The sequence below is a fragment of the Marinomonas pontica genome (assembly GCF_026191375.1).
GTDB classification, from domain to species: Bacteria; Pseudomonadota; Gammaproteobacteria; order Pseudomonadales; family Marinomonadaceae; genus Marinomonas; species Marinomonas pontica.
In genome coordinates this window covers 34,974-54,657 of the sequence record NZ_JAODTL010000045.1, presented here as the reverse complement: position 1 = coordinate 54,657, position 19,684 = coordinate 34,974, and the positions used below count along the sequence as shown (strand labels likewise).

Sequence of the window (19,684 nt, the reverse complement as noted above, 5' to 3'; positions counted from 1 at the left end):
CCATGACAGACTTTGATCAATTTGAAAACGAAGAAGATATCCCTAAAAGCAAAACCCAGATCAAGCGTGAAATGGAAGCCTTACAAGATCTTGGCAAAAAGCTACTAGGCTTAAGCAAAAACCAACTTAAAAAAGTAGAAATGTCTGACACATTACGTGAAGCATTTGTTGAAGCTGGCCGCATAAAGCAGCACGAAGCAATGAGAAGACATTTGCAATACATTGGCAAAGTAATGCGCACAGAAGATCATGAAGCCATCGCGCACCGTGTTGCACTTTTTGACACCACCTCTGCCGCTTACAACAAACTGTTCCATCAGCTAGAACTTAAACGTGATGCATTGATTGGCGAAAACAGCAAAGAGGTTCTGTCTCAATACCTAGATGAAAACCCAGAGATTGAAGACATTCAATTGCTCAGACAGCTGATTCGTCAATCTCAAAAAGAAGTATCCCAAGGCGCAAATACAACAAACCGCAAAAAACTGTTTCGCTTTTTGCGTGAAGTAGAAGAAAAAAGACTCGGGCTAAAAGACTAACTCAATCCAAAATAACCCGTTATGAAGCCCTTGTTTAGCTATATGTTGTAAACAAGGGTTTTTATTAAAGTAATCTACGATGGGAAAAACAGGGCATTTTTGTCCGACAATCTTCAATAGCCTGCTTTTTCATTTCATGCACAAAATACCCAGACTCTTCTTGTAGTCTATCAAGAGACTCCCCAAAAGGTGAATAGAGAGCACTATTGCCATAGGTGTGACGAGTTGAATTGTGCCAACCACATTGCCCCACCCCCAGAACATAGCATTGATTTTCTATTGCACGCGCCGCTAAAAGTGTGTGCCAATGAGCTCGTCCTGTCACATAAGTAAACGCAGCAGGAACGAGTAGGACTTCTGCACCTAACTCAGTCAGCGCTCGATATAGTTCAGGAAATCTTAAATCATAGCAGACACTTAAACCCACCTTAAAACCGTCAACATCCACCGTTTTTAACGCCAACTCTCCCTTTTCGATCACATCCGACTCTTTATAAGAGGCCGCTTTGTCATCCACAGTGACATCAAAAAGGTGAATTTTGTCATACCTCTCTACGATCTGCCCTACTGGATCAATTACCCAACAACTTTGCCTTACCCGTCCATCTGGGACCAAACGTCCATCTGGACGAAAAGCTGACGGATGAGAGCCAACCACAAGATAAATACCGTATTTTTTTGCTAAAACAGACACCCTTTCAAAAATCGTTGACTGATCATCCGATTCCGCTAACGTTCGCATGCGCTTCCCATCAAAAAGAAAGACATTCTCAGGCAAAACAACCAAACGCGCGCCGTCCCTGACAGCCAAACCAACCAACCGCTCCACTTCATTAATATTGACCAACCAATCTTGAGTACTCGTCAATTGTATTGCGGCTATTTTCAAAGAATCCATTATTTCGACTTCTCCACTGGTTGGTAACGCACTGGCGTCATCAATGGATCGTTGAACGAACCTTCCACTTTGTATTGAACACTGGTGACTTTCGACAGCTGATCACCAATCAATTTATCGGTAATAAACAGCAGCCCAGCCAACTGTGGTGTCCCCCAAATTAGCCCAGCCAACGGCAAAGTACCGGTCAAAGGAAACGTGGCGGTCAATTTTTCATTGAGTGTTTCATTGACAATATCGGCTTCACCCGCAACAACAAGCTCAGCACTAGGGGAGATAATGGTTATAGGCGAAACCGTTTTCAGAATGCCATCACCTAGCGTCAACACACCTTTGAATTCGTCGTATGTCAACCCAGGCTCATAAACATCTGAAAAATCCAACAAAAGTCGACGACTCAAAGCACCAATATTAAATATCCCCAACGCTTTTAAGAAAGCAGGTAATTCATCGACTTTTCTGAAATTACCATTGGTAGCAGAGAAGCCAATCCGACCCGATACAGATTCGCGATCAAAATAAAACGGATGCCCCTTCCAGCTTAAACCCACATCAATTTTATACTTCTTGGAGGACACAAAAGCGTCGTCGTTAGTAAATTTTTTTGTCAATTCAGCAAGATCAGCACCACTGGCCGCAATAGTCAATTCCACACTAGAAGCATCCCCTCTGTCTTGCCAAAACAAACTCCCCTTAAAATCACCTGTTTTTAATTTAGATGAAATTGGATCAATTCTAACGACATCACCCTCTCTAGCGACAGATAACAACCAGTCACCGTAGGGCTTTCCATTAAAATAAAGCTGGTCTATAGCCAATGTCATACTCGGAATTTGCTTGGCTGAAATTGGCGCGCCCTTTCCCTTGGTCTCTTCTTGGTCCTCAGAAGAATCTGTATTCCAACTTAAGAAGCCAAAATGAAGATTAGGAACACCAGCGTCATTTGAGAATGAAAAATTGACTTCATCTGAGCTAACAAACAGCGGCTTATCCGTTGCCGCACTGTAGGATACTTTGAAGTTATGCCAGGTGTTACTAGGGTTAACGACAACCTCATCAACGATTAGGTCGACCTTACTCAACCAAGCTGGTAAGGAGGGAATCTCCACAGCGTCAGAAGCATTTGATGCATTTGAAAAATCAGCGATAACTGACTGCCAATTTTGGACAAGAATACGATCAAAGTCTCCACTGACAACCAAGCCATTTGGAATAGTGGCATTCAAGTTTTTGTCTTGACTGGCACTTAATACAAGCTCGCCCCCAACAAAAGCACTATTTTGCAACAACAATCTGGCTTTAGAAAAGGTCCCATAATCTGCATCAATAACGATATCTTTTTCATGCTGCCTAACTTTAACTTGCAGGTCTTTTTGCTCAGCAGGTCCTTTACCAATGGGCTCAGGTAAATCTATTTGCCCACCTAACAAATCACTGTTGATGATCAGATCAACCTGACCACTTTGTGACTGGTTGACAGCAAGTGAGCCTGTGTATTCCACCAAACCAGACACACGGGCTACGGCCTCATTGCCTGCTTGCCGCCATGTTAAGGTTTCTTTCAGCCCTACCTTTCCTGCAAGTTCCCCTTGAATCGCCATACCACCATCTGAGGTCACAGAAGAAGTCAGCGCCAAATGAGACACCCCTCCTAATGCCTGAATGTCAAATTCGGTGTTGGTAATTCCCTGCCCAGAACTAAATTGCAAACGCCCGTCATTGATTTGACCATTTAGATCCAGATCGCCTATCTGCAATGGATTATCATTGAAGTTAACAAGCAACCGAACCTTAGGCTGCATGTCTGAAGAGAAAGGAATGGCAAGATCAAAATCCCCACTCACTTTTCCTCCTAACGTCCAGTTCGTGAAAGGAGAAAGCACGGAATCTACCAGTGGTGTCGATTTTAATGTCGACAGTATTTTGGAGGCGTCATCATCAATTCCACCAGTGATGTTCAACCAGTTAGCCACTCCGCCTGTAATGGGAACAGCCACCGTTAAATTATTGACAGACACATCTTGCCAAAGCGCCGAATCCACAACCACTTTGACACCTGAGTCATCCAAAGCAAACTCACCATTGACGCTTTGTGCAACCGGCCAATCTTTATCAAAAGATACATCTGTATTTTGCAGCGCCATTTTTACGCGAACATGCGGCGAAGCACCTTCAGACAATTCACTTTGAACCAAGACATCCACTTCAGTTATGTCGCCAGAGTTAGGAAAAGCCCCCGCCAGCCAAGACATTATTGAATCATCAAGTGCCCTAGGTGGTAAATACGTCATACGCTCATCGACAGACAGGTTTTGCCCATGCAAATCCAAAGCCAGCCAATCTGGTGCGTCCTTCCTCACTTCCAAACGAAAGCCAGCACTAATGTCTGCATTATTACGACGCACTGACAAATCACGACCACTAACCAAAAAGATATCCTGTTGCTGCTGCCAACTCACATAACCAGACAGCGCGTCCGTTAACCACGACTCGTCATATACCGTCGCAAAGCCCAACTGACTGTGGCTGCCTCGAAAATCGATATAACCAGCGTCATCCGACAAACTAAACACACCATTAATATTATCGGCTTTAGGGATTCCGTTATAATCATCAATGGCGGCCCCGTACAAATTGCTTAAAAACTGAAAAGAAAGACCGTCACTGCTATTCGTTAATTGAACACTGCCATTTTTTGCGGCTCCAGTAGGGTTCAATCCATTCAATATGCGACTCGCATTAGAGTCTTCAGGCAAAAAATGGTTAGCAATTTTGTGCGCCAACCCAAGGTCAGCTTGATCAAAACGGACCACCGAGCGATTTGTTACAGATGACCAATCAAACACCCAATTAATGGCTGACTGAGTGCCTACTTCATCCGCAATAGTCATGTTGTGAACATCCATCCGCACACTAGGACGCTGTTGAGAATAGCGTAACTTTATAGAAGAGGTTGCGTCGTATCGTTCTCCGTCTGCAAACGTAAAAGCGAAACGTGCAGACTCAGCTCGCACCTCCACTTCTTTACCAATAAATGCATCCAACCAGACATCACCACCGAAGCTTATTGATTCCAAGTTATAGTCATTGGTTGCAAGGTAACGACTGACAGGCAAAGTCATAAAAGGGGCATTTAAAGACGCTTTGACCCGATAATTACCAAGCAAACTGCGTCCCTGATCAATACGAGCACTTATTTGGAAAGGCGAAGCCCCATCGTCTAGAAACAGAGTCGATGTTAAAAGGGATTCATAGGCTTTTTGAAAGATGTAGATATGAGGAATGCGTAATGAATGCTCACCAAATTGTTCGCTATCCAGCGCTATTTTGGCATCATAAATTGAAAAATTACGCTGAGCTGACAAGTAGTCTAAAACACGTTCGACACCTACCTCGTTACGTACGTTGCGTGAAGGAGTAGCGCCTTTTAGCCGCCACTGCCCCTCTGCTTCTTGCAACCCAACATAAGGTCGAACGAATCGAATATAGGTAAACTGAGGGCTCAATGTCAGTAATGATTTTACGGTGTCAAGACGCACCCGCATTTCATCAATAACTATCGCTGACTGGCCACCAGCCGACAGCTCAAACCCACTTACAGAGACCGTAGGATCAACTCCCTCAAGACGGCCATCAATGCCAGCAAGAGTGACTGGGTAACCCACAATTTGCCCTAAATTCTTCTCTATTTGGGGACGATAATGGTCAAGGTAAGGAAATAGCTGCCCGACACCCAAAGCAAATACAGCAAGCAGCGCTGAAAAAGTAACCGCCCCCCAAAAAACAACAAGAATCAGCTTTCGCAGTAACCAATACATTGATAGGCCCTACTTTGGCTAGCGTAAAACAACGTCATATTGATCTTGTGTGTAAACAGAGTCCACTTGGAATCGAATGGTTTTTCCAATAAACGCCTCCAACTCGGCGACAGCGGCACTTTCTTCATCAAGAAATCGCTCAACAACAGAACTGGCAGCCAATACGGTATAAGTTTGTGAGTTATAGGCCCTGTCAGCCCTCAAAATCTCGCGAAAAACTTCGTAACACACGGTTTCAGGCGTTTTCACTAGACCGCTTCCTCGACAAGATCGACACGGCTCACATAAGGTCTGACCAAGACTTTCGCGGGTTCTTTTTCTGGTCATTTCAACCAAGCCCAGCTCAGAAACACCTGTAATTTTCGTCTTAGCGTGATCCGTATCCAATATTTTCTCAAGCATTCGCAATACTTGACGCTTATGCTCTTCGTCTTCCATGTCGATAAAATCAATAATGATAATCCCACCGAGATTTCTTAGCCTCAATTGGCGGCCAATTGCTGTGGCCGCCTCTAGGTTGGTCTTATAAATGGTCTCTTCTAAATTTCGACTGCCAACAAAAGCCCCTGTGTTGACATCAATGGTCGTCATCGATTCCGTTTGCTCAACCAACAAATAACCACCCGACTTCAATTGCACCTTGCGATCCAACGCCTTGTGAATTTCGTCCTCCACACTGTAAAGGTCAAAAATAGGACGCTCGCCAGGGTAATACTCAATACGGTCTCGTAGCTCAGGAATAAAGTCTTCGGCAAAGGCACGCAACTTAGCGTAATTCTCCTTTGAATCAATACGAATCTTCTCTGTAGTTAATCCCACCAAATCACGCATTGTGCGCAAATGTAGAGGCAAGTCTTCATAAATAATAGAAGGGGCTTTTGCGTTCTGCATTCTGCGCTTTACCGATTGCCAGAGACGTGTCAAAAACTTAATGTCTGACAAAATTTCTTCTTCACCCGCTCTTTCCGCGGCGGTTCTTAAAATATAACCACTGTTTTCATCCGCGTCTGTTAGCGCCTCAGAAACAAGAGACTTTAGTCGCTCACGCTCTACTTCATCTTCAATTCTCTGACTGACACCAACGTGCGCCTGATCCGGCATGTAGACCAAATAACGGGAAGGAATAGAAAGGTGCGTGGTGAGTCGAGCGCCCTTTGAGCTAATAGGGTCTTTCGTTACCTGAACAACCAAAGACTGACCCTCACGCAAATAATCTCCAATTTGATCACTTGGATTAACCGCATCCCTATTGACCACCTCAGAAACATGAATAAACGCGGCCCGTTCCAAACCAATATCCACAAAAGCGGCCTGCATACCAGGCAAAACCCGAACCACCTTACCCTGGTAGATATTTCCTACAATGCCTTTGCGACTGGAGCGCTCAATATAAACCTCTTGCAATACACCGTTCTCTACAAGAGCAACACGAATCTCCATAGGAGTAACATTAATGAGTACATCTTCACTCATGAGACATTTCCTCCAAAGAATGTATACCGAACTGCGCTAATAATTGCGCCGTTTCATAAAGTGGCAGACCCACCACCGCAGAGTATGAACCTGACATAGAACTCACAAAAACAGAGCCTAGCCCTTGAATAGCATAAGAACCCGCCTTATCTTGAGGCTCATTTGTTTTCCAATATTGATCCATTTCAACGTCTGAAATTGATCGAAATGAGACATTGCTAGTCACACACTCAGTGGCGACATGCTCAAAGGCCAAATTACAAACACACAAAGAGGTGATGACCTGATGGGATCGCCCAGACAAAAGTCTAAGCATAGACTTTGATTCACTTAATGAGGAAGGTTTACCTAAAACTTTACCATCGACGACCACACTGGTGTCGGAAGCAATAAAAATTGCGTTTACGTCTTGTTGAGACTGATGCGAATACATCAAGGCAGACGCTCTCGCCTTCTCAACCGCCATACGAATAACATACTCTTTGGCGTCTTCATGCTCGTGAGGCGTTTCATCAATATCAGCAGGCAGCACCAAAAACTCTTTGACCAAAAGGCCCAATAACTCTTTTCTTCTTGGCGACGCTGAAGCCAAAACAAGCATAAATAATCCCTAAAACAACAATTTATCGAATAGCATAAATACGACGAACACTGCGTAAAATAATAAAAGACCAAGGCCATAACACCCCAGTAATCACCGCAGGCATAAAAATCATTAGCGTTGGCTCCGCGTGCCCAAGATAATGGTCAACCCAAAAGTCCACCAATTGATTTACGCTCACCAAAAGGCAGATAAAAAAGCCTTGCTGCCAACGATGGTACATTCTTAAACGCTTATAAAAAACGGCGCAGGTATAGGAAATAATGACGTAGGTTAGAGAATGCTGCCCAATAATCCCACCTTGCAGTAGGTCAACCATTAGACCTAAAAACCAAGCAAGACCAACACCCACACGAAATGGAAGCGCTATAACCCAGTACAAAATCACCAATAAGGCCCATTCAGGACGAAACCAAACCAGCTCTTCAGGGAAAGGGACGGCCTCCAGCATAAGCGCTGTCAGCAAAGTAATACAAAACACAAAAATTGGCTTCACTACCGTCCTACCTTAGGCTTTTCAATAAGCATAACATGACGACTGCGACCCAATTGCGCCAATGGAACAACATCCACATCCGCATACGCTTTGCCCTGTGTATACTTCACACTTCTTACGACGCCCACAGGGTAACCACTTGGAAAACGCTTATCCAAACCTGAAGTGGTCAGTACATCACCCTTTTTAATATCTACCGAACGAGGGACGCTCATTAGCTCCATGCTGGTTAAGCTGCCAGTACCACGTAAAATCCCTCTGAACCCAGTGCGAGAAAGCTGCACCGGCACAAAATGACTGGCGTCAGCAATCAACAAGACTCGACTACTGTAAGCTGCGGTTTCTACCACCTGCCCTAATACACCCGTCGCATCCAAAACCGGCTGCCCTATGTAAGCACCAGATGAAAAGCCTTTATCAATCATAAGCTTGTGACTGTAAGCATTTTGATCAAAGCCGATCACCTCAGCCATAACAATCTTTTCATCCACACGCTGTGAAGCATCCAATAACTCACGCAAACGAACGTTTTCAGCTTGCAAAGACTCCAGGCGTTGCTGGCGACTGCGTAGAATAAGAATTTCAGCGTGTAAGGATTGGTTTTCTTTAACCAGGCCTTCTCTACTGGCAAGATGCTCTCCAGCCCAGTTGAGCATTTTCTGAGGGGTATTTACAACAACTTGAATTGGCGTAACAAGCAAGGTCAAATAAGGCCTTACTTGCGAAAAGACAGCATAGCGGACATCTGCAACAATCATCGCCATAGACAAAATAACCAGCACGATAAATCTCGTACTGGAAACTTTGCCACTAAAATGAAGCGAATTATTAATGGTACGCTCCTAACGCTTACTCGTTATCTGCCGTAAACAGTTCAGAAGCATGTTTGTCCATTAACTCTAAAGCCATACCGCCACCACGTGCCACACACGTTAGTGGATCGTCAGCGATAATAACCGGAAGCCCTGTCTCTTCACTGATAAGGCGGTCAATTTCACGTAGCAACGCACCACCACCAGTCAAAACAAGACCCGTCTCACCAATATCTGCCGCCAATTCTGGTGGAGATTGCTCAAGAACACCCTTGATTGCTTGTACGATCTGAGCCAACGGCTCTTGCAGAGCATCTAGAATTTCTGTGCTAGTAAGAGTGAAAGAACGAGGAATACCTTCCGCTAAATTGCGTCCACGAACATCAATTTGCAGCTCTTCACCCGTGTGATAGGCCATACCAATTTCTGTTTTGATTCGCTCAGCCGTTGCATCACCAATCAGGCTACCATATTGACGACGAACATAAGTCGTAATCGCCTCGTCAAAACGGTCACCACCAACGCGAATGGATTCAGAAGTCACAATACCGTTTAAAGAAATAATAGCGATCTCAGTAGTACCACCACCGATATCAATAACCATGGAACCAGAAGCCTCAGCAACAGGCAGACCCGCACCAATCGCAGCCGCCATAGGTTCTTCAATAATGTACACTTCACGTGCGCCCGCGCCCAATGCAGATTCTTTAATGGCACGACGCTCAACTTGTGTCGATTTACAAGGAACACACACCAAAACGCGTGGACTTGGTTTCAACAAACTATTTTCATGAACTTTGGAAATAAAGTATTGCAGCATTTTTTCTGTAACGTGAAAGTCAGCAATAACGCCATCTTTCATTGGTCGAATAGCTGTGATATTACCCGGTGTACGACCTAACATGCGCTTCGCATCGGTACCAACTGATGCAACCGTTTTTTGGTTTCCATTATGACGAATCGCAACAACAGATGGCTCATCCAGCACAATCCCGCGATCACGAACGTAGATAAGGGTATTTGCCGTTCCTAAGTCAATTGACAAATCACTTGAAAACATTCCCCTGATTTTCTTAAACATGAATTCTTACACCCTGATAATACGATACGAACAGCGTCAAAATGTAACAACGACGCGTCCATTGGGCAAGTTGATTCCGCGTAAATATTAAAAAAGTTCCCATGTATTTCATTGTTTAACAAAAAAATTTAATAAATAGAAAATATGCCCTCTTTTTCATGTCGTCCGCTTTATAGCAATACCACTAAGGGATACAATGGCAGGCATTTACGATAAATCAAAATATTAGGTGGAACATGTCCATAGACAAACAAGACGTGCAAAAAATTGCGCACTTGGCTCGCCTCGCCCTTACTGAGGAAGACGCCGATCAATACCAGCACTCTCTTTCGAGCATTTTATCGCTCGTCGAGCAAATGCAATCCATTGACACTGATGGGGTTGAACCTTTGTCGAATCCGCTTGAAATGACACAAAGATTGAGAGAAGACTTGGTCACAGAAGAAAATCGCCGTGATGCATTTCTAGCGAACGCGCCGCAAACTGAAGCCGGCCTTTTCCTTGTACCAAAAGTGATCGATTAAGAGAGACAAGCATGTTTGAACAAAGCATCTCAACATTAGCGCAAAAATTGCGCAACAAAGACATCTCAAGTGTCGAGCTAACTCGTCATTTTCTAGCGCGAATCGCCAAACTCGACCCTCAACTAAACAGCTACATTACCGTGAGTGAGCAACGCGCCCTAGAACAAGCCGCCGCGGCCGACACACTACTTCAGAACGGCAAAGGATCAAGCTTAACCGGCATTCCAATTGCCCACAAAGACCTATTCTGCACCCAAGGAACGCTCACCACCTGCGGTTCCAAAATGCTGAATAACTTTATTCCACCTTATGAATCCACTGTGACAAGCCGCTTTCAACAAGCTGGCGCCGTCATGCTAGGAAAAACCAACATGGACGAATTTGCCATGGGTTCCTCCAATGAAAATAGCTTTTATGGCGCAGTGAAAAACCCTTGGAACCTAGACATGGTTCCTGGCGGCTCATCTGGTGGCTCAGCCGCAGCGGTAGCGGCCGGTCTAGCAGTAGCAGCAACAGGAACAGACACGGGCGGATCCATTCGCCAGCCCGCTTCATTTTGCGGCATCACAGGTCTGAAACCCACTTACGGACGCGTGTCTCGCTTTGGCATGATTGCCTATGCATCTAGCCTGGACCAAGGCGGCCCAATGGCAAAAAGTGCCGAAGATTGCGCACACCTAATGCAAGCCATGGCTGGGTTTGATGACAAAGACTCCACGTCTGCTGAGCAAGCCGTCGACGATTATGTGGCCAACCTGAACGCGCCTTTGACAGGATTAAAGATAGGACTTCCAAAAGAATACTTTGGTGAAGGACTAGATTCAGCCGTTGCTGACGTCATTATGACCGCTGTAAAAGAGTTCGAAAAACTGGGCGCGACCGTAAAAGAAATTTCTCTACCAAACTTACAGCTAAGCATTCCTTCTTACTACGTGATTGCACCATCTGAAGCCTCTTCAAATCTATCTCGTTTTGACGGCGTTCGTTTCGGCCACCGCTGTGACGACCCAAAAGACTTGCTAGATATGTATATGCGCTCACGCGCAGAAGGTTTTGGCACCGAAGTGCAAAAGCGTATTATGGTTGGCACTTACGCACTCTCTGAAGGCTACTACGACGCGTACTATTTGAAGGCACAAAAAATTCGTCGCCTTATTAAAGAAGACTTTGTTAAAGCACTAGAAGAAGTCGACGTCATCATGGGACCTGTTGCACCAACAACAGCCTTCGGTCTTGGTAGCAAAACCAGCGACCCAGTGGCCATGTACCTCGAAGACATTTACACATTATCCGTTAACCTTGCCGGCATCCCGGCCATGTCTGTCCCAGCGGGCTTTGCCAACGGCATGCCAGTCGGGCTGCAAGTAATGGGTAACTATTTTGCCGAAGCCAAGCTATTGAACGTAGCGCATCAGTATCAGCAACACACTGACTGGCACCTACAAACACCCACTATGGCAAAAGGAGCATAAGCATGAACTGGGAAGTTGTTATTGGCCTTGAGATTCATACTCAGCTCTCTACCAAATCTAAGCTATTTTCTGGCGCCGCGGTTGGCTTTGGCGCAGAGCCAAACACACAAACTACCCTTGTCGACTTGGGCATGCCTGGCGCACTGCCGGTTTTCAACAAGGAAGCATTGCGCATGGCCGTTATGTTCGGCCACGCTATCAACGCTGAAATTGGCATGACGTCCGTCTTTGCGCGTAAAAACTACTTTTACCCAGACCTTCCAAAAGGCTACCAAACCAGCCAAATGGATCACCCAATTGTCGGTAAAGGCTACCTTGATGTGATGCTAGAAGACGGCACCACTTCGCGCGTTGGTATCACTCGCGCTCACCTTGAAGAAGACGCGGGCAAATCTCTGCATGAAGATTTCCAAGGCATGACGGGAATCGATCTAAACCGCTCCAGCACACCATTGCTTGAAATCGTCTCTGAACCAGACATTCGCTCTGCAAAAGAAGCCGTTGCTTACGTCAAAATGATTCACTCCATTGTGACTTACCTTGGCATTTGTGATGGCAACATGGCTGAAGGCTCAATGCGATGCGACATCAACTTGTCCCTGCGCCCTAAAGGCCAAAAAGAATACGGCACGCGCACAGAAATCAAAAACGTCAACTCGTTCCGCTTTATTGAAAAAGCCATCTACACCGAAATCGAACGCCAAGCTGATATCCTAGAAGATGGCGGCCGTATCGTTCAGGAAACTCGCCTTTACGACCCAGAGAAAAACGAAACTCGCAGCATGCGCTCTAAAGAAGACGCTAACGACTATCGTTACTTCCCATGTCCAGACCTATTGCCAGTGGTATTAACCCAGGAATACGTTGATGACATTAAAGCCACGCTACCAGAGTTACCAAGCCAGAAAGCCGTGCGTTTCCAAAGCGAACACGCTCTAAGCGAATACGACGCAAACGTCCTGTCCTCTTCTCGCGCCATGGCCGATTTCTTTGAAAATGCCAACAATGTCGCCAAAGATGCAAAATTAACAGCCAACTGGGTAATGGGAGAACTGAGCAAACTCTTAAACCAAGAACAGTTGGACATCGAAAATTCACCCGTTAGTGCTGAAGCGTTTGGCGAGTTACTGGTTCGAATCAAAGACAACACCATCAATGGCAAGACGGCAAAAGACGTACTTCAAGCCATGTGGAACGGAGAAGGATCGGCGGACGCCATTATCGACGCGAAAGGCCTAAAACAGGTAACAGATACCGGCGCCATTGAAGCCATGATCCAAACCATTTTAGACGCCAATACAGCTCAAGTAGAGCAATACCGCGCCGCTGATGAAGACAAGCAGAAGAAAATGATCGGCTTCTTTGTAGGGCAAGTAATGAAAGCCTCCCAAGGTAAAGCCAATCCGGGTATAGTAAACCCTATTTTGATCAAAATGCTAAAAGGTTAATCGACCCCTTCAAAATACAAAAACCGCACAATTGTGCGGTTTTTTTCATTCTGAACACCAACGCTCAATCAAGTTCACGCGGTCGAAACAATACGATCTCGCCCTAAACGCTTTGCTTCATACAAGTTATGATCTGCGATTCGAATCAACTCTTCAAGCGAATCCACGGCTTGGCAACACATACCCACACTGCACGTCAGTGAAATTTTCGCCTCAGTAAACTCTTTTAATCGCAATCGCGTCAAAAAAACATTCAACGCATCCAGCAAATCCTGTCCGTCCACTTTTGCCATTACACAGAATTCTTCGCCACCAAAGCGGCACACTAACATACCCGGAAAGGTCTCCAATATCTCTCGCCCAACCGCCTCAAGCAAGTTATCACCTACTATATGGCCATAGGTATCATTGATGCTTTTAAAGTGGTCAATGTCTAGCATTGCCAGTGAAATCGCTTCCGGCGACTCTCTAAATAAACGCTCACCCTCTTCAAACAAATAGCGTCTATTTTTTAATTTCGTCAATGGATCCACGTTCGCCAAATCTCGAATTGTCTCTAGCATTTCCTGAGCTTCTAAACTGTGAATCACTCGACAATGAAATTCCTCATGATAGAAAGGCTTTTTAAGGAAATCATTGGCACCTGCTTTGATAAATTTAGCCGATAAGGCGTTGTCGCCTTCAGCAGACAATCCAATAATGACCAAATCTTGAAATCGAGAGTTGTATCGAAGCATCCGCACCAAATCATAACCATTTACCAATGGCATATTATGATCGGTGATTAACATCCGAATGTCTGGATCTTCTTCTAGCTTGGCCAATGCCACCTGACCATTTTCCGCTTCAATGACATTAAACCGATATTGCTCAAGCAAGATCTTAATAAAAAGACGACTTGTGGAAGAATCCTCCGCAACCAAAACCTTAATGCCCTGATTGCGATTTAACCGCTCGATGACTTTAATAACATGATTAAAAGAATATCGACTGTCTTTGGTGATGTAATCCAAGACACCTTTATTTAGCAAACTAAGTCGTAAGTTATCATCAAAAGTACCCGTCAACACAACGCAGGGAATCTTATAAGACAAGACAAGATCAACAATTTCACCGTTCTCAGCATCGGGCAAATTCAAATCGACAATCGCCGCGAAGTAATCACCGCCAGACTGTTTTAGCTTATCTTCAGCCTCTTTGTAACACGCACACAATACTGGCGTAAAAAACGAAATCTGAGACAGGAGATGGTGCAACACCTTCAACACAACAGGACTGTCTTCAATTACTAATATTTTTTTCTGCACCGTCATGCGTGGACTCCAACTAGAAAAGCAACATCTTTACTTTTTGATAATATTTTTAAATTATCCCCTATGACCCATGATTCCGATACTCTAAAATAACTTTCTCGAGTATTGTTTTGTAAAAAAATCGACAAGACTTTACATTAACATCACTCTGTTTACATGCAAGGTTGTTTCTTATGCAATGCCGATCCAATTGTGGAGCTTGCTGTACGGCACCCTCTATAAGCTCGCCCATACCAGGCATGCCAAACGGAAAAGCCGCAGGCGAACCTTGCATCCAATTGTTAGACGATTACCGTTGCGCATTATTCGGCAACCCGTCTCGACCTAAGGTGTGTGCGGATTTTCATGCTGCCGAATACACTTGCGGCCGCAATAGAGAAGAAGCGCTTACTATTTTGATCCATTTGGAAGATGAAACCAGCCCCAATCAAACCGGCTTACTAAAAAGGATATCTCAATGACCTCAGCGAAACACATTTTGCCTGTACTTTGTGTCAGCTTATTGCTTAGCGCCTGCTCGACCACCAGCAGTAACAAACAATTTGTTGTTGTACCTCCTAGCGAATCGCAAATCGAGAACAGCGTAAAAGAGCAAGTTTCATTGACGCTCAACGCCTTTACACCTGTTGCAGGACAAGCCATCCCAAATCACAGCGTTTTAGAAGCTTACGAATCTCGCGGTTATGAACCTATTTGGATCAAAGATAAAAAGATCAACATGTCGCTTTACAAGCTTGTCGACATTCTCGAACAATCTCATGCTCATGGGCTCAACCCCATCCATTACCACACGAGCATCATCAAAGAATATTTGGCTATTAAAAAGCCCACGCCACAACAATTGGCCGAAATGGATGTCATCAGCACCATCGCCCTAACCAGCTACGCCCACGACATCAGCAACGGGCGCTATGAACCCCAATTAATCGATCCAAATTGGCAGCTAGACGCGCCAAGCAACAACTGGAAAGACTTGCTTTTCCTTGACTCTGCCACCGACATGGTAAACTCATTGCAACTACTTTCTCCTCGCAGCCCACAATATCAAGTACTGCAAAAATGGCTGGTGTACTACCAAGACCTCGCCAAAAAGGAGAAAGACATATTTGTTAGCGCTGGTGTTCCATTATCACTTGGTGACTCAGGCCCCCGCGTAGCCCAACTAAGAGCCAGACTGGTTCAATTAGGAGACATTCGCTTTTCAACCCGAAAAGTAAATGAAGAAGAGTTCGACTCGCGCTTAAAAGAAGCACTTATGCGCTTCCAATATCGCCATCACATCATGGCCGACGGCGCGGCGGGCTCCAAAACCATCGAAATGCTCAACGTACCACTTGAAACCCGAGCCAAACAGATCAGCTACAATCTAGAAAGATGGCGTTGGCTTCCAAGCGAACTAGAGGCCAATCGCATTTGGGTTGACCTTACAGACTACACAGTCAACTTACATTTAAACGGCGAACTCACTTCAATGAAAGCCGTCATAGGCAAGCCAGACAGAAAAACGCCGGTTTTCAAAGGCCTAATGACCTACATGGTAACAAACCCAACGTGGCGAGTACCGCATCGCATTGCCAGAGAAAACTTGCTGCCTAAGCTGCAAGCCGATCCAAACTACCTTATCAAACATGGCTACAAGGTATATTCAAGCTGGGGAATTGGCGCCAAAGAACTGGATTCAACACAAATCAATTGGAAAGCCATAGACGAAGACAAATTGGCTTACCGCTTTGAACAGGAACCAGATGAAGGGAACGCACTAGGCCAATACAAATTCATGTTCCCGAATAAAAATGAAATTTACCTGCACGACACACCAGCAAAACACTTATTTCGCGAAGAAAACAGAGCGTTTAGCTCAGGCTGTGTCCGCTTGGAAAATCCGGTTGAATTTGCCCGCGAGATCACCAAAGGCAGCAAGCAATACAACGACATGAACAACTCTCTTAAGAATGGCAGTAATACGGTTATTACATTGCCAACGTATATCCCCGTTTACTTGGTGTACTTTACCGTTGTCCCCAACGCAAACGGCATGCTTGAGTTCCGTAGCGACGTATACGACAGAGACACTTTAATGGAAGAAGCCATGGGCTATTCGCCATTTAGTGCTGGGGACTCCATCTAAGCTGTCCCACCCAGATAAAAAAACACCCCATAGAAAGCCGATTTCTATGGGGTGTTTTTTATAAATGGCGATCGCTTCATCGCACCATAATGCATACCGTGACTTCTTCACGATCATGGTAGAGATGTTTTATCTGATAATGGTAACCGACGCCCGCTTTTCTCAGCAAAGATTCAATCGTTTGCATGCACAAGGCCACTTCTTGGTATCGCTTCTTCATTGGCAATTTAAGATTGAAAATCGCCCTTCTGGTCCAGCCACTCGCCAACCATTGAGCCATCAACTCTGCGACTTTGATGGGACGCTCTACCATATCGCACACCAGCCAATCCACGGTATAAGGCGGCTCATATTTAAAACCGTCTGCTTTTTCATGCTGAACCAAACCTGTCGACATCAACTCTTTCTGCATAGGGCCATTATCAATCGCAATCACATGAATGCCTTTCTTTACAAACTGATAAGTCCACCCACCTGGCGCAGCACCAAGATCAACCGCCGTCATTCCTTCGGTCAAATCGGTTTCTCGCGTTTGCTCAGGCACAAACTGCAAGAACGCTTCTTCCAGTTTCAACGTTGAACGACTTGGCCCAGCCGCAGGAAAGCGTAATCGACGAATTCCCATCGGAAACTCACTACGACAAGCCGCGTAGGACACACCCAAATACGCCGCCTCACCATCCAACATAAAAACATGATGACGGACACCAACCGCTTTGTTTCTCAATACCCCTGATTTTTTCCAACCTTCGCGCAACGGCTTTTCTAGTTTTTTAATCAAGCCAGATAACGACTTTGCCTCATTGGTATCGGCTGTCTCTATCCATATCTCTTCGGCTAATGGCAATTCGCGTGCCGCCTCAAGCAACGATTCAACCCGACCACCTTGCTCTAACTCAATCACATCATTTACAGCAATAATTTGGCGAGCAAAAATCAACCGATTAAACGTCAATTGCTGGATCAATGTTTCACCAGCGTCCGCTTGATCAAAGTTATACACAATGTAGCCCGCATCAGGAACCACCTTAGCGTAGCCATAAAACCCTTTACTACTTGCTACTTCCGACAGCTCTGCAGCACAATCTTTCTCAAAACCTTGTCGGCAATAAACCAAAACATTTTTCATTCAAATTCCTTCTTAGTCAGAGACTTTCTGCTAAGTTGTATCAATTATTTTCTAGAGGGCCACGTCAGTAAAGATTCATCAAACTGCATAGCCACAAATTCAGCCAGTCCTGTGGAAAAGAACTCCCCTACATTCGGTGCACAAACATAATGTCGCCGCTCTCCACGCCACTCAAACTGCAGAGAGTAAGCATGTAAATACCCCCTATCGGACGCCTCACCAGCGTACCTCATGTCCCCCAATATAGGAGAACCGACACTCTTTAATGCGACACGAATTTGGTGTGTTTTACCCGTTAAAGGTCTAAGGTAAAAAACCCTAACCCCCTGAAAAGAAGACGAAAAAAACTGAGTTACAGCGAAGTTTTCACTGTCCTGAGTCAATTTCCACTGCCCTCTTCGGCTCGGTATCATGCCACCAGACACCGTACCTTGCTTTTTCTTAGGCTTACGGTTTGACAAAGCCAAATAACGCTTTTCAATATCATGCTGCTCAAACAAACGGCCAAACTCCGCCGCCGCGTTTGCGTGACACGCCACCACCAGCAAACCAGAGGTCATTTTATCCAGCCGATGCACTGGATAAAAAGTGTGATCCGGATAAGACAACGCCAGCGATTGCATTACCCCTAAGTCTTCAGACTCGGCATGAAAGCTCATGCCTGCTGGCTTTTCAACCACCCAGTAATCATCACAGCGAAACAATATAGGGAGCAAATGCGCCTCGTTACGAATAAATAAAGAAAAAATAGATTAGCCAACAAGTTTATCCACAGAGAAAGTGGACAACTCATATGTCAATACAAGGAAGCAAATAATATCTAGTTCTGATAATCCGATTGCACAGAAAGACGATTTCGACCGCTTCGCTTAGCCGCATACAAGCCTTTATCCGCCTGCGCCAAGATTTCTTCGTAGCGAGACACGCTAGGGTCAATCGCAGCCAACCCAATACTAATCGTCACTGGAATCACAATGCCATGTTCTGTTTCGATTAACATATCTTCAACTGACTGCCTCATATGCTCCATCATAGCGGCGGCTTTTTTCAGACTGGTATCACGCATAATGACAATGAATTCCTCACCGCCATATCGGCCAATTTCATCCTGAGGACGAATCACCGACGCCATCATAGCGGACACTTTGGCCAGCACCAAATCCCCAGCTTCGTGACCGAATGTATCATTGATCTTCTTGAAGTGATCCAAATCCACGATAGAGAAAACACAAGACTCTCTATTGATAACCGAGTCGGCAAAAATATTGACCGCATCCGCCAGCACTTTACGGCGGTTTGACAAACCAGTTAGTTCGTCTTTTTCCGCCAATGTTCTAAGGTGATGATTGACTGCTTTTAATCGATTCATCACCAAATTAATCACCATGGCAAAATTAAATGCCACAGCTAAAAAGACCAATATGATGGCAATTTCTTGATCCACCGCGCTCAGATATAAGCCACCCGTATTAACCAGCTCACACAACAAAAATAACGCAACAGACGCACCGACAATCCAGCCTTTCGTTGCTCGTTGATCTGCACGAAAAACAACAAATGAATACGCAATAACATTCACAAAAAACCAATGAAAACCACTGCTCGTACCAAAATAAAACAAGCTCAGTACAGTGATTTGAGAAATTTTAATGATGGGCATCAACAACTGCGCCCTAGAGAAATAACCAATGTAATTATAGCGAAGGCCAATAACACCAATGAACAAGCCGAAGGCAGAAAACAAAGAGACGGAATACATTTGGCGGAACGAAAACACAGCAATCATAAATAAACAGCTCAAACAAAACATCATGTAAGAGAAGTTCACCACGTGCTTTTGATTGAGGTCATTACCGAACTCATCGTCAAAGCCAAGGTTCAAAAGCGTTTTAATGAGTTGCTTTATCGAAGAAAACACAATACCCCGCATTCATTTATCTGTATTAAAAACA

Annotated in this window: 17 protein-coding genes; 6 read left to right on the top strand and 11 right to left on the bottom strand. The window is 44.9% G+C overall.

Annotated elements, in window-relative coordinates; translation table 11 throughout:
- The first annotated feature begins 2 nt into the window (after positions 1–2).
- Positions 3–539, top strand: a complete 537-nt coding sequence (yjgA, locus tag N5P32_RS12175) for a ribosome biogenesis factor YjgA (protein ID WP_265729323.1) — start codon at positions 3–5, stop codon at positions 537–539.
- A gap of 64 nt (positions 540–603) precedes the next feature.
- Here the strand turns inward: yjgA and N5P32_RS12170 are convergent, their stop codons facing one another.
- The 7 genes from N5P32_RS12170 to N5P32_RS12140 all read right to left on the bottom strand — a co-directional run bounded on the left by N5P32_RS12170 (position 604) and on the right by N5P32_RS12140 (position 9,718).
- A complete protein-coding gene (locus N5P32_RS12170) occupies positions 604–1,437 on the bottom strand; it encodes a carbon-nitrogen hydrolase family protein (protein ID WP_265729322.1) in 834 nt (277 codons plus the stop codon).
- Positions 1,437–5,255 carry a YhdP family phospholipid transporter gene (locus tag N5P32_RS12165; protein ID WP_265729321.1) on the bottom strand — a complete coding sequence of 1,273 codons (3,819 nt, stop codon included), beginning with the start codon at positions 5,253–5,255 and terminating at the stop codon, positions 1,437–1,439. The genes N5P32_RS12170 and N5P32_RS12165 overlap by 1 nt, the downstream gene beginning before the upstream one ends.
- A gap of 18 nt (positions 5,256–5,273) precedes the next feature.
- Entirely contained in the window at positions 5,274–6,728 is a 1,455-nt protein-coding gene (gene rng, locus N5P32_RS12160) for a ribonuclease G (protein WP_265729320.1), read from the bottom strand.
- Positions 6,721–7,329 (bottom strand): Maf family protein, encoded by a 609-nt coding sequence (locus tag N5P32_RS12155; RefSeq protein WP_265729319.1) that lies wholly within the window; start codon positions 7,327–7,329, stop codon positions 6,721–6,723. The genes rng and N5P32_RS12155 overlap by 8 nt, the downstream gene beginning before the upstream one ends.
- A 22-nt stretch (positions 7,330–7,351) precedes the next feature.
- Positions 7,352–7,825: a rod shape-determining protein MreD gene (gene mreD, locus N5P32_RS12150; protein WP_265729318.1), complete on the bottom strand. Its 474-nt coding sequence runs from the start codon at positions 7,823–7,825 to the stop codon at positions 7,352–7,354.
- Positions 7,825–8,607, bottom strand: coding sequence for a rod shape-determining protein MreC (gene mreC / locus N5P32_RS12145; RefSeq protein WP_265729317.1), 783 nt, complete (start codon positions 8,605–8,607; stop codon positions 7,825–7,827). Before mreC ends, mreD begins: the two co-directional genes overlap by 1 nt.
- A gap of 67 nt (positions 8,608–8,674) precedes the next feature.
- Positions 8,675–9,718, bottom strand: a complete 1,044-nt coding sequence (locus tag N5P32_RS12140) for a rod shape-determining protein (RefSeq protein WP_265729316.1) — start codon at positions 9,716–9,718, stop codon at positions 8,675–8,677.
- 236 nt (positions 9,719–9,954) lie between these two features.
- On the opposite strand from N5P32_RS12140, the gene gatC reads away from it, so the two are divergent.
- From gatC to gatB, 3 genes are read left to right on the top strand one after another with little or no spacing between them, the layout of a single operon-like run.
- Positions 9,955–10,242, top strand: a complete 288-nt coding sequence (gatC, locus tag N5P32_RS12135) for an Asp-tRNA(Asn)/Glu-tRNA(Gln) amidotransferase subunit GatC (protein WP_265729315.1) — start codon at positions 9,955–9,957, stop codon at positions 10,240–10,242.
- Positions 10,243–10,253: 11 nt separating this feature from the next.
- Positions 10,254–11,714: an Asp-tRNA(Asn)/Glu-tRNA(Gln) amidotransferase subunit GatA gene (gatA, locus tag N5P32_RS12130; protein WP_265729314.1), complete on the top strand. Its 1,461-nt coding sequence runs from the start codon at positions 10,254–10,256 to the stop codon at positions 11,712–11,714.
- A gap of 2 nt (positions 11,715–11,716) precedes the next feature.
- Positions 11,717–13,162, top strand: coding sequence for an Asp-tRNA(Asn)/Glu-tRNA(Gln) amidotransferase subunit GatB (gatB, locus tag N5P32_RS12125; RefSeq protein ID WP_265729313.1), 1,446 nt, complete (start codon positions 11,717–11,719; stop codon positions 13,160–13,162).
- 74 nt (positions 13,163–13,236) lie between these two features.
- On the opposite strand, the gene N5P32_RS12120 is transcribed toward gatB, so the two are convergent.
- Positions 13,237–14,475, bottom strand: coding sequence for a GGDEF domain-containing response regulator (locus N5P32_RS12120; protein WP_265729312.1), 1,239 nt, complete (start codon positions 14,473–14,475; stop codon positions 13,237–13,239).
- A 173-nt stretch (positions 14,476–14,648) separates the two neighbouring features.
- Between N5P32_RS12120 and N5P32_RS12115 the strand changes: the two genes are divergently transcribed.
- Entirely contained in the window at positions 14,649–14,936 is a 288-nt protein-coding gene (locus N5P32_RS12115; RefSeq protein ID WP_265729311.1) for a YkgJ family cysteine cluster protein, read from the top strand.
- Positions 14,933–16,603, top strand: coding sequence for a L,D-transpeptidase family protein (locus tag N5P32_RS12110; protein ID WP_265729310.1), 1,671 nt, complete (start codon positions 14,933–14,935; stop codon positions 16,601–16,603). The genes N5P32_RS12115 and N5P32_RS12110 overlap by 4 nt, the downstream gene beginning before the upstream one ends.
- A 76-nt stretch (positions 16,604–16,679) precedes the next feature.
- Here the strand turns inward: N5P32_RS12110 and rlmM are convergent, their stop codons facing one another.
- The 3 genes from rlmM to N5P32_RS12095 form a co-directional block, all read right to left on the bottom strand.
- Positions 16,680–17,732, bottom strand: coding sequence for a 23S rRNA (cytidine(2498)-2'-O)-methyltransferase RlmM (gene rlmM / locus N5P32_RS12105; protein WP_265729309.1), 1,053 nt, complete (start codon positions 17,730–17,732; stop codon positions 16,680–16,682).
- A 44-nt stretch (positions 17,733–17,776) separates the two neighbouring features.
- Entirely contained in the window at positions 17,777–18,448 is a 672-nt protein-coding gene (locus N5P32_RS12100) for a TIGR01621 family pseudouridine synthase (protein WP_265729308.1), read from the bottom strand.
- 104 nt (positions 18,449–18,552) lie between these two features.
- Complete coding sequence (locus tag N5P32_RS12095) at positions 18,553–19,650, bottom strand: GGDEF domain-containing protein (RefSeq protein WP_265729307.1); 1,098 nt, start codon at positions 19,648–19,650, stop codon at positions 18,553–18,555.
- Positions 19,651–19,684: the final 34 nt, after the last annotated feature.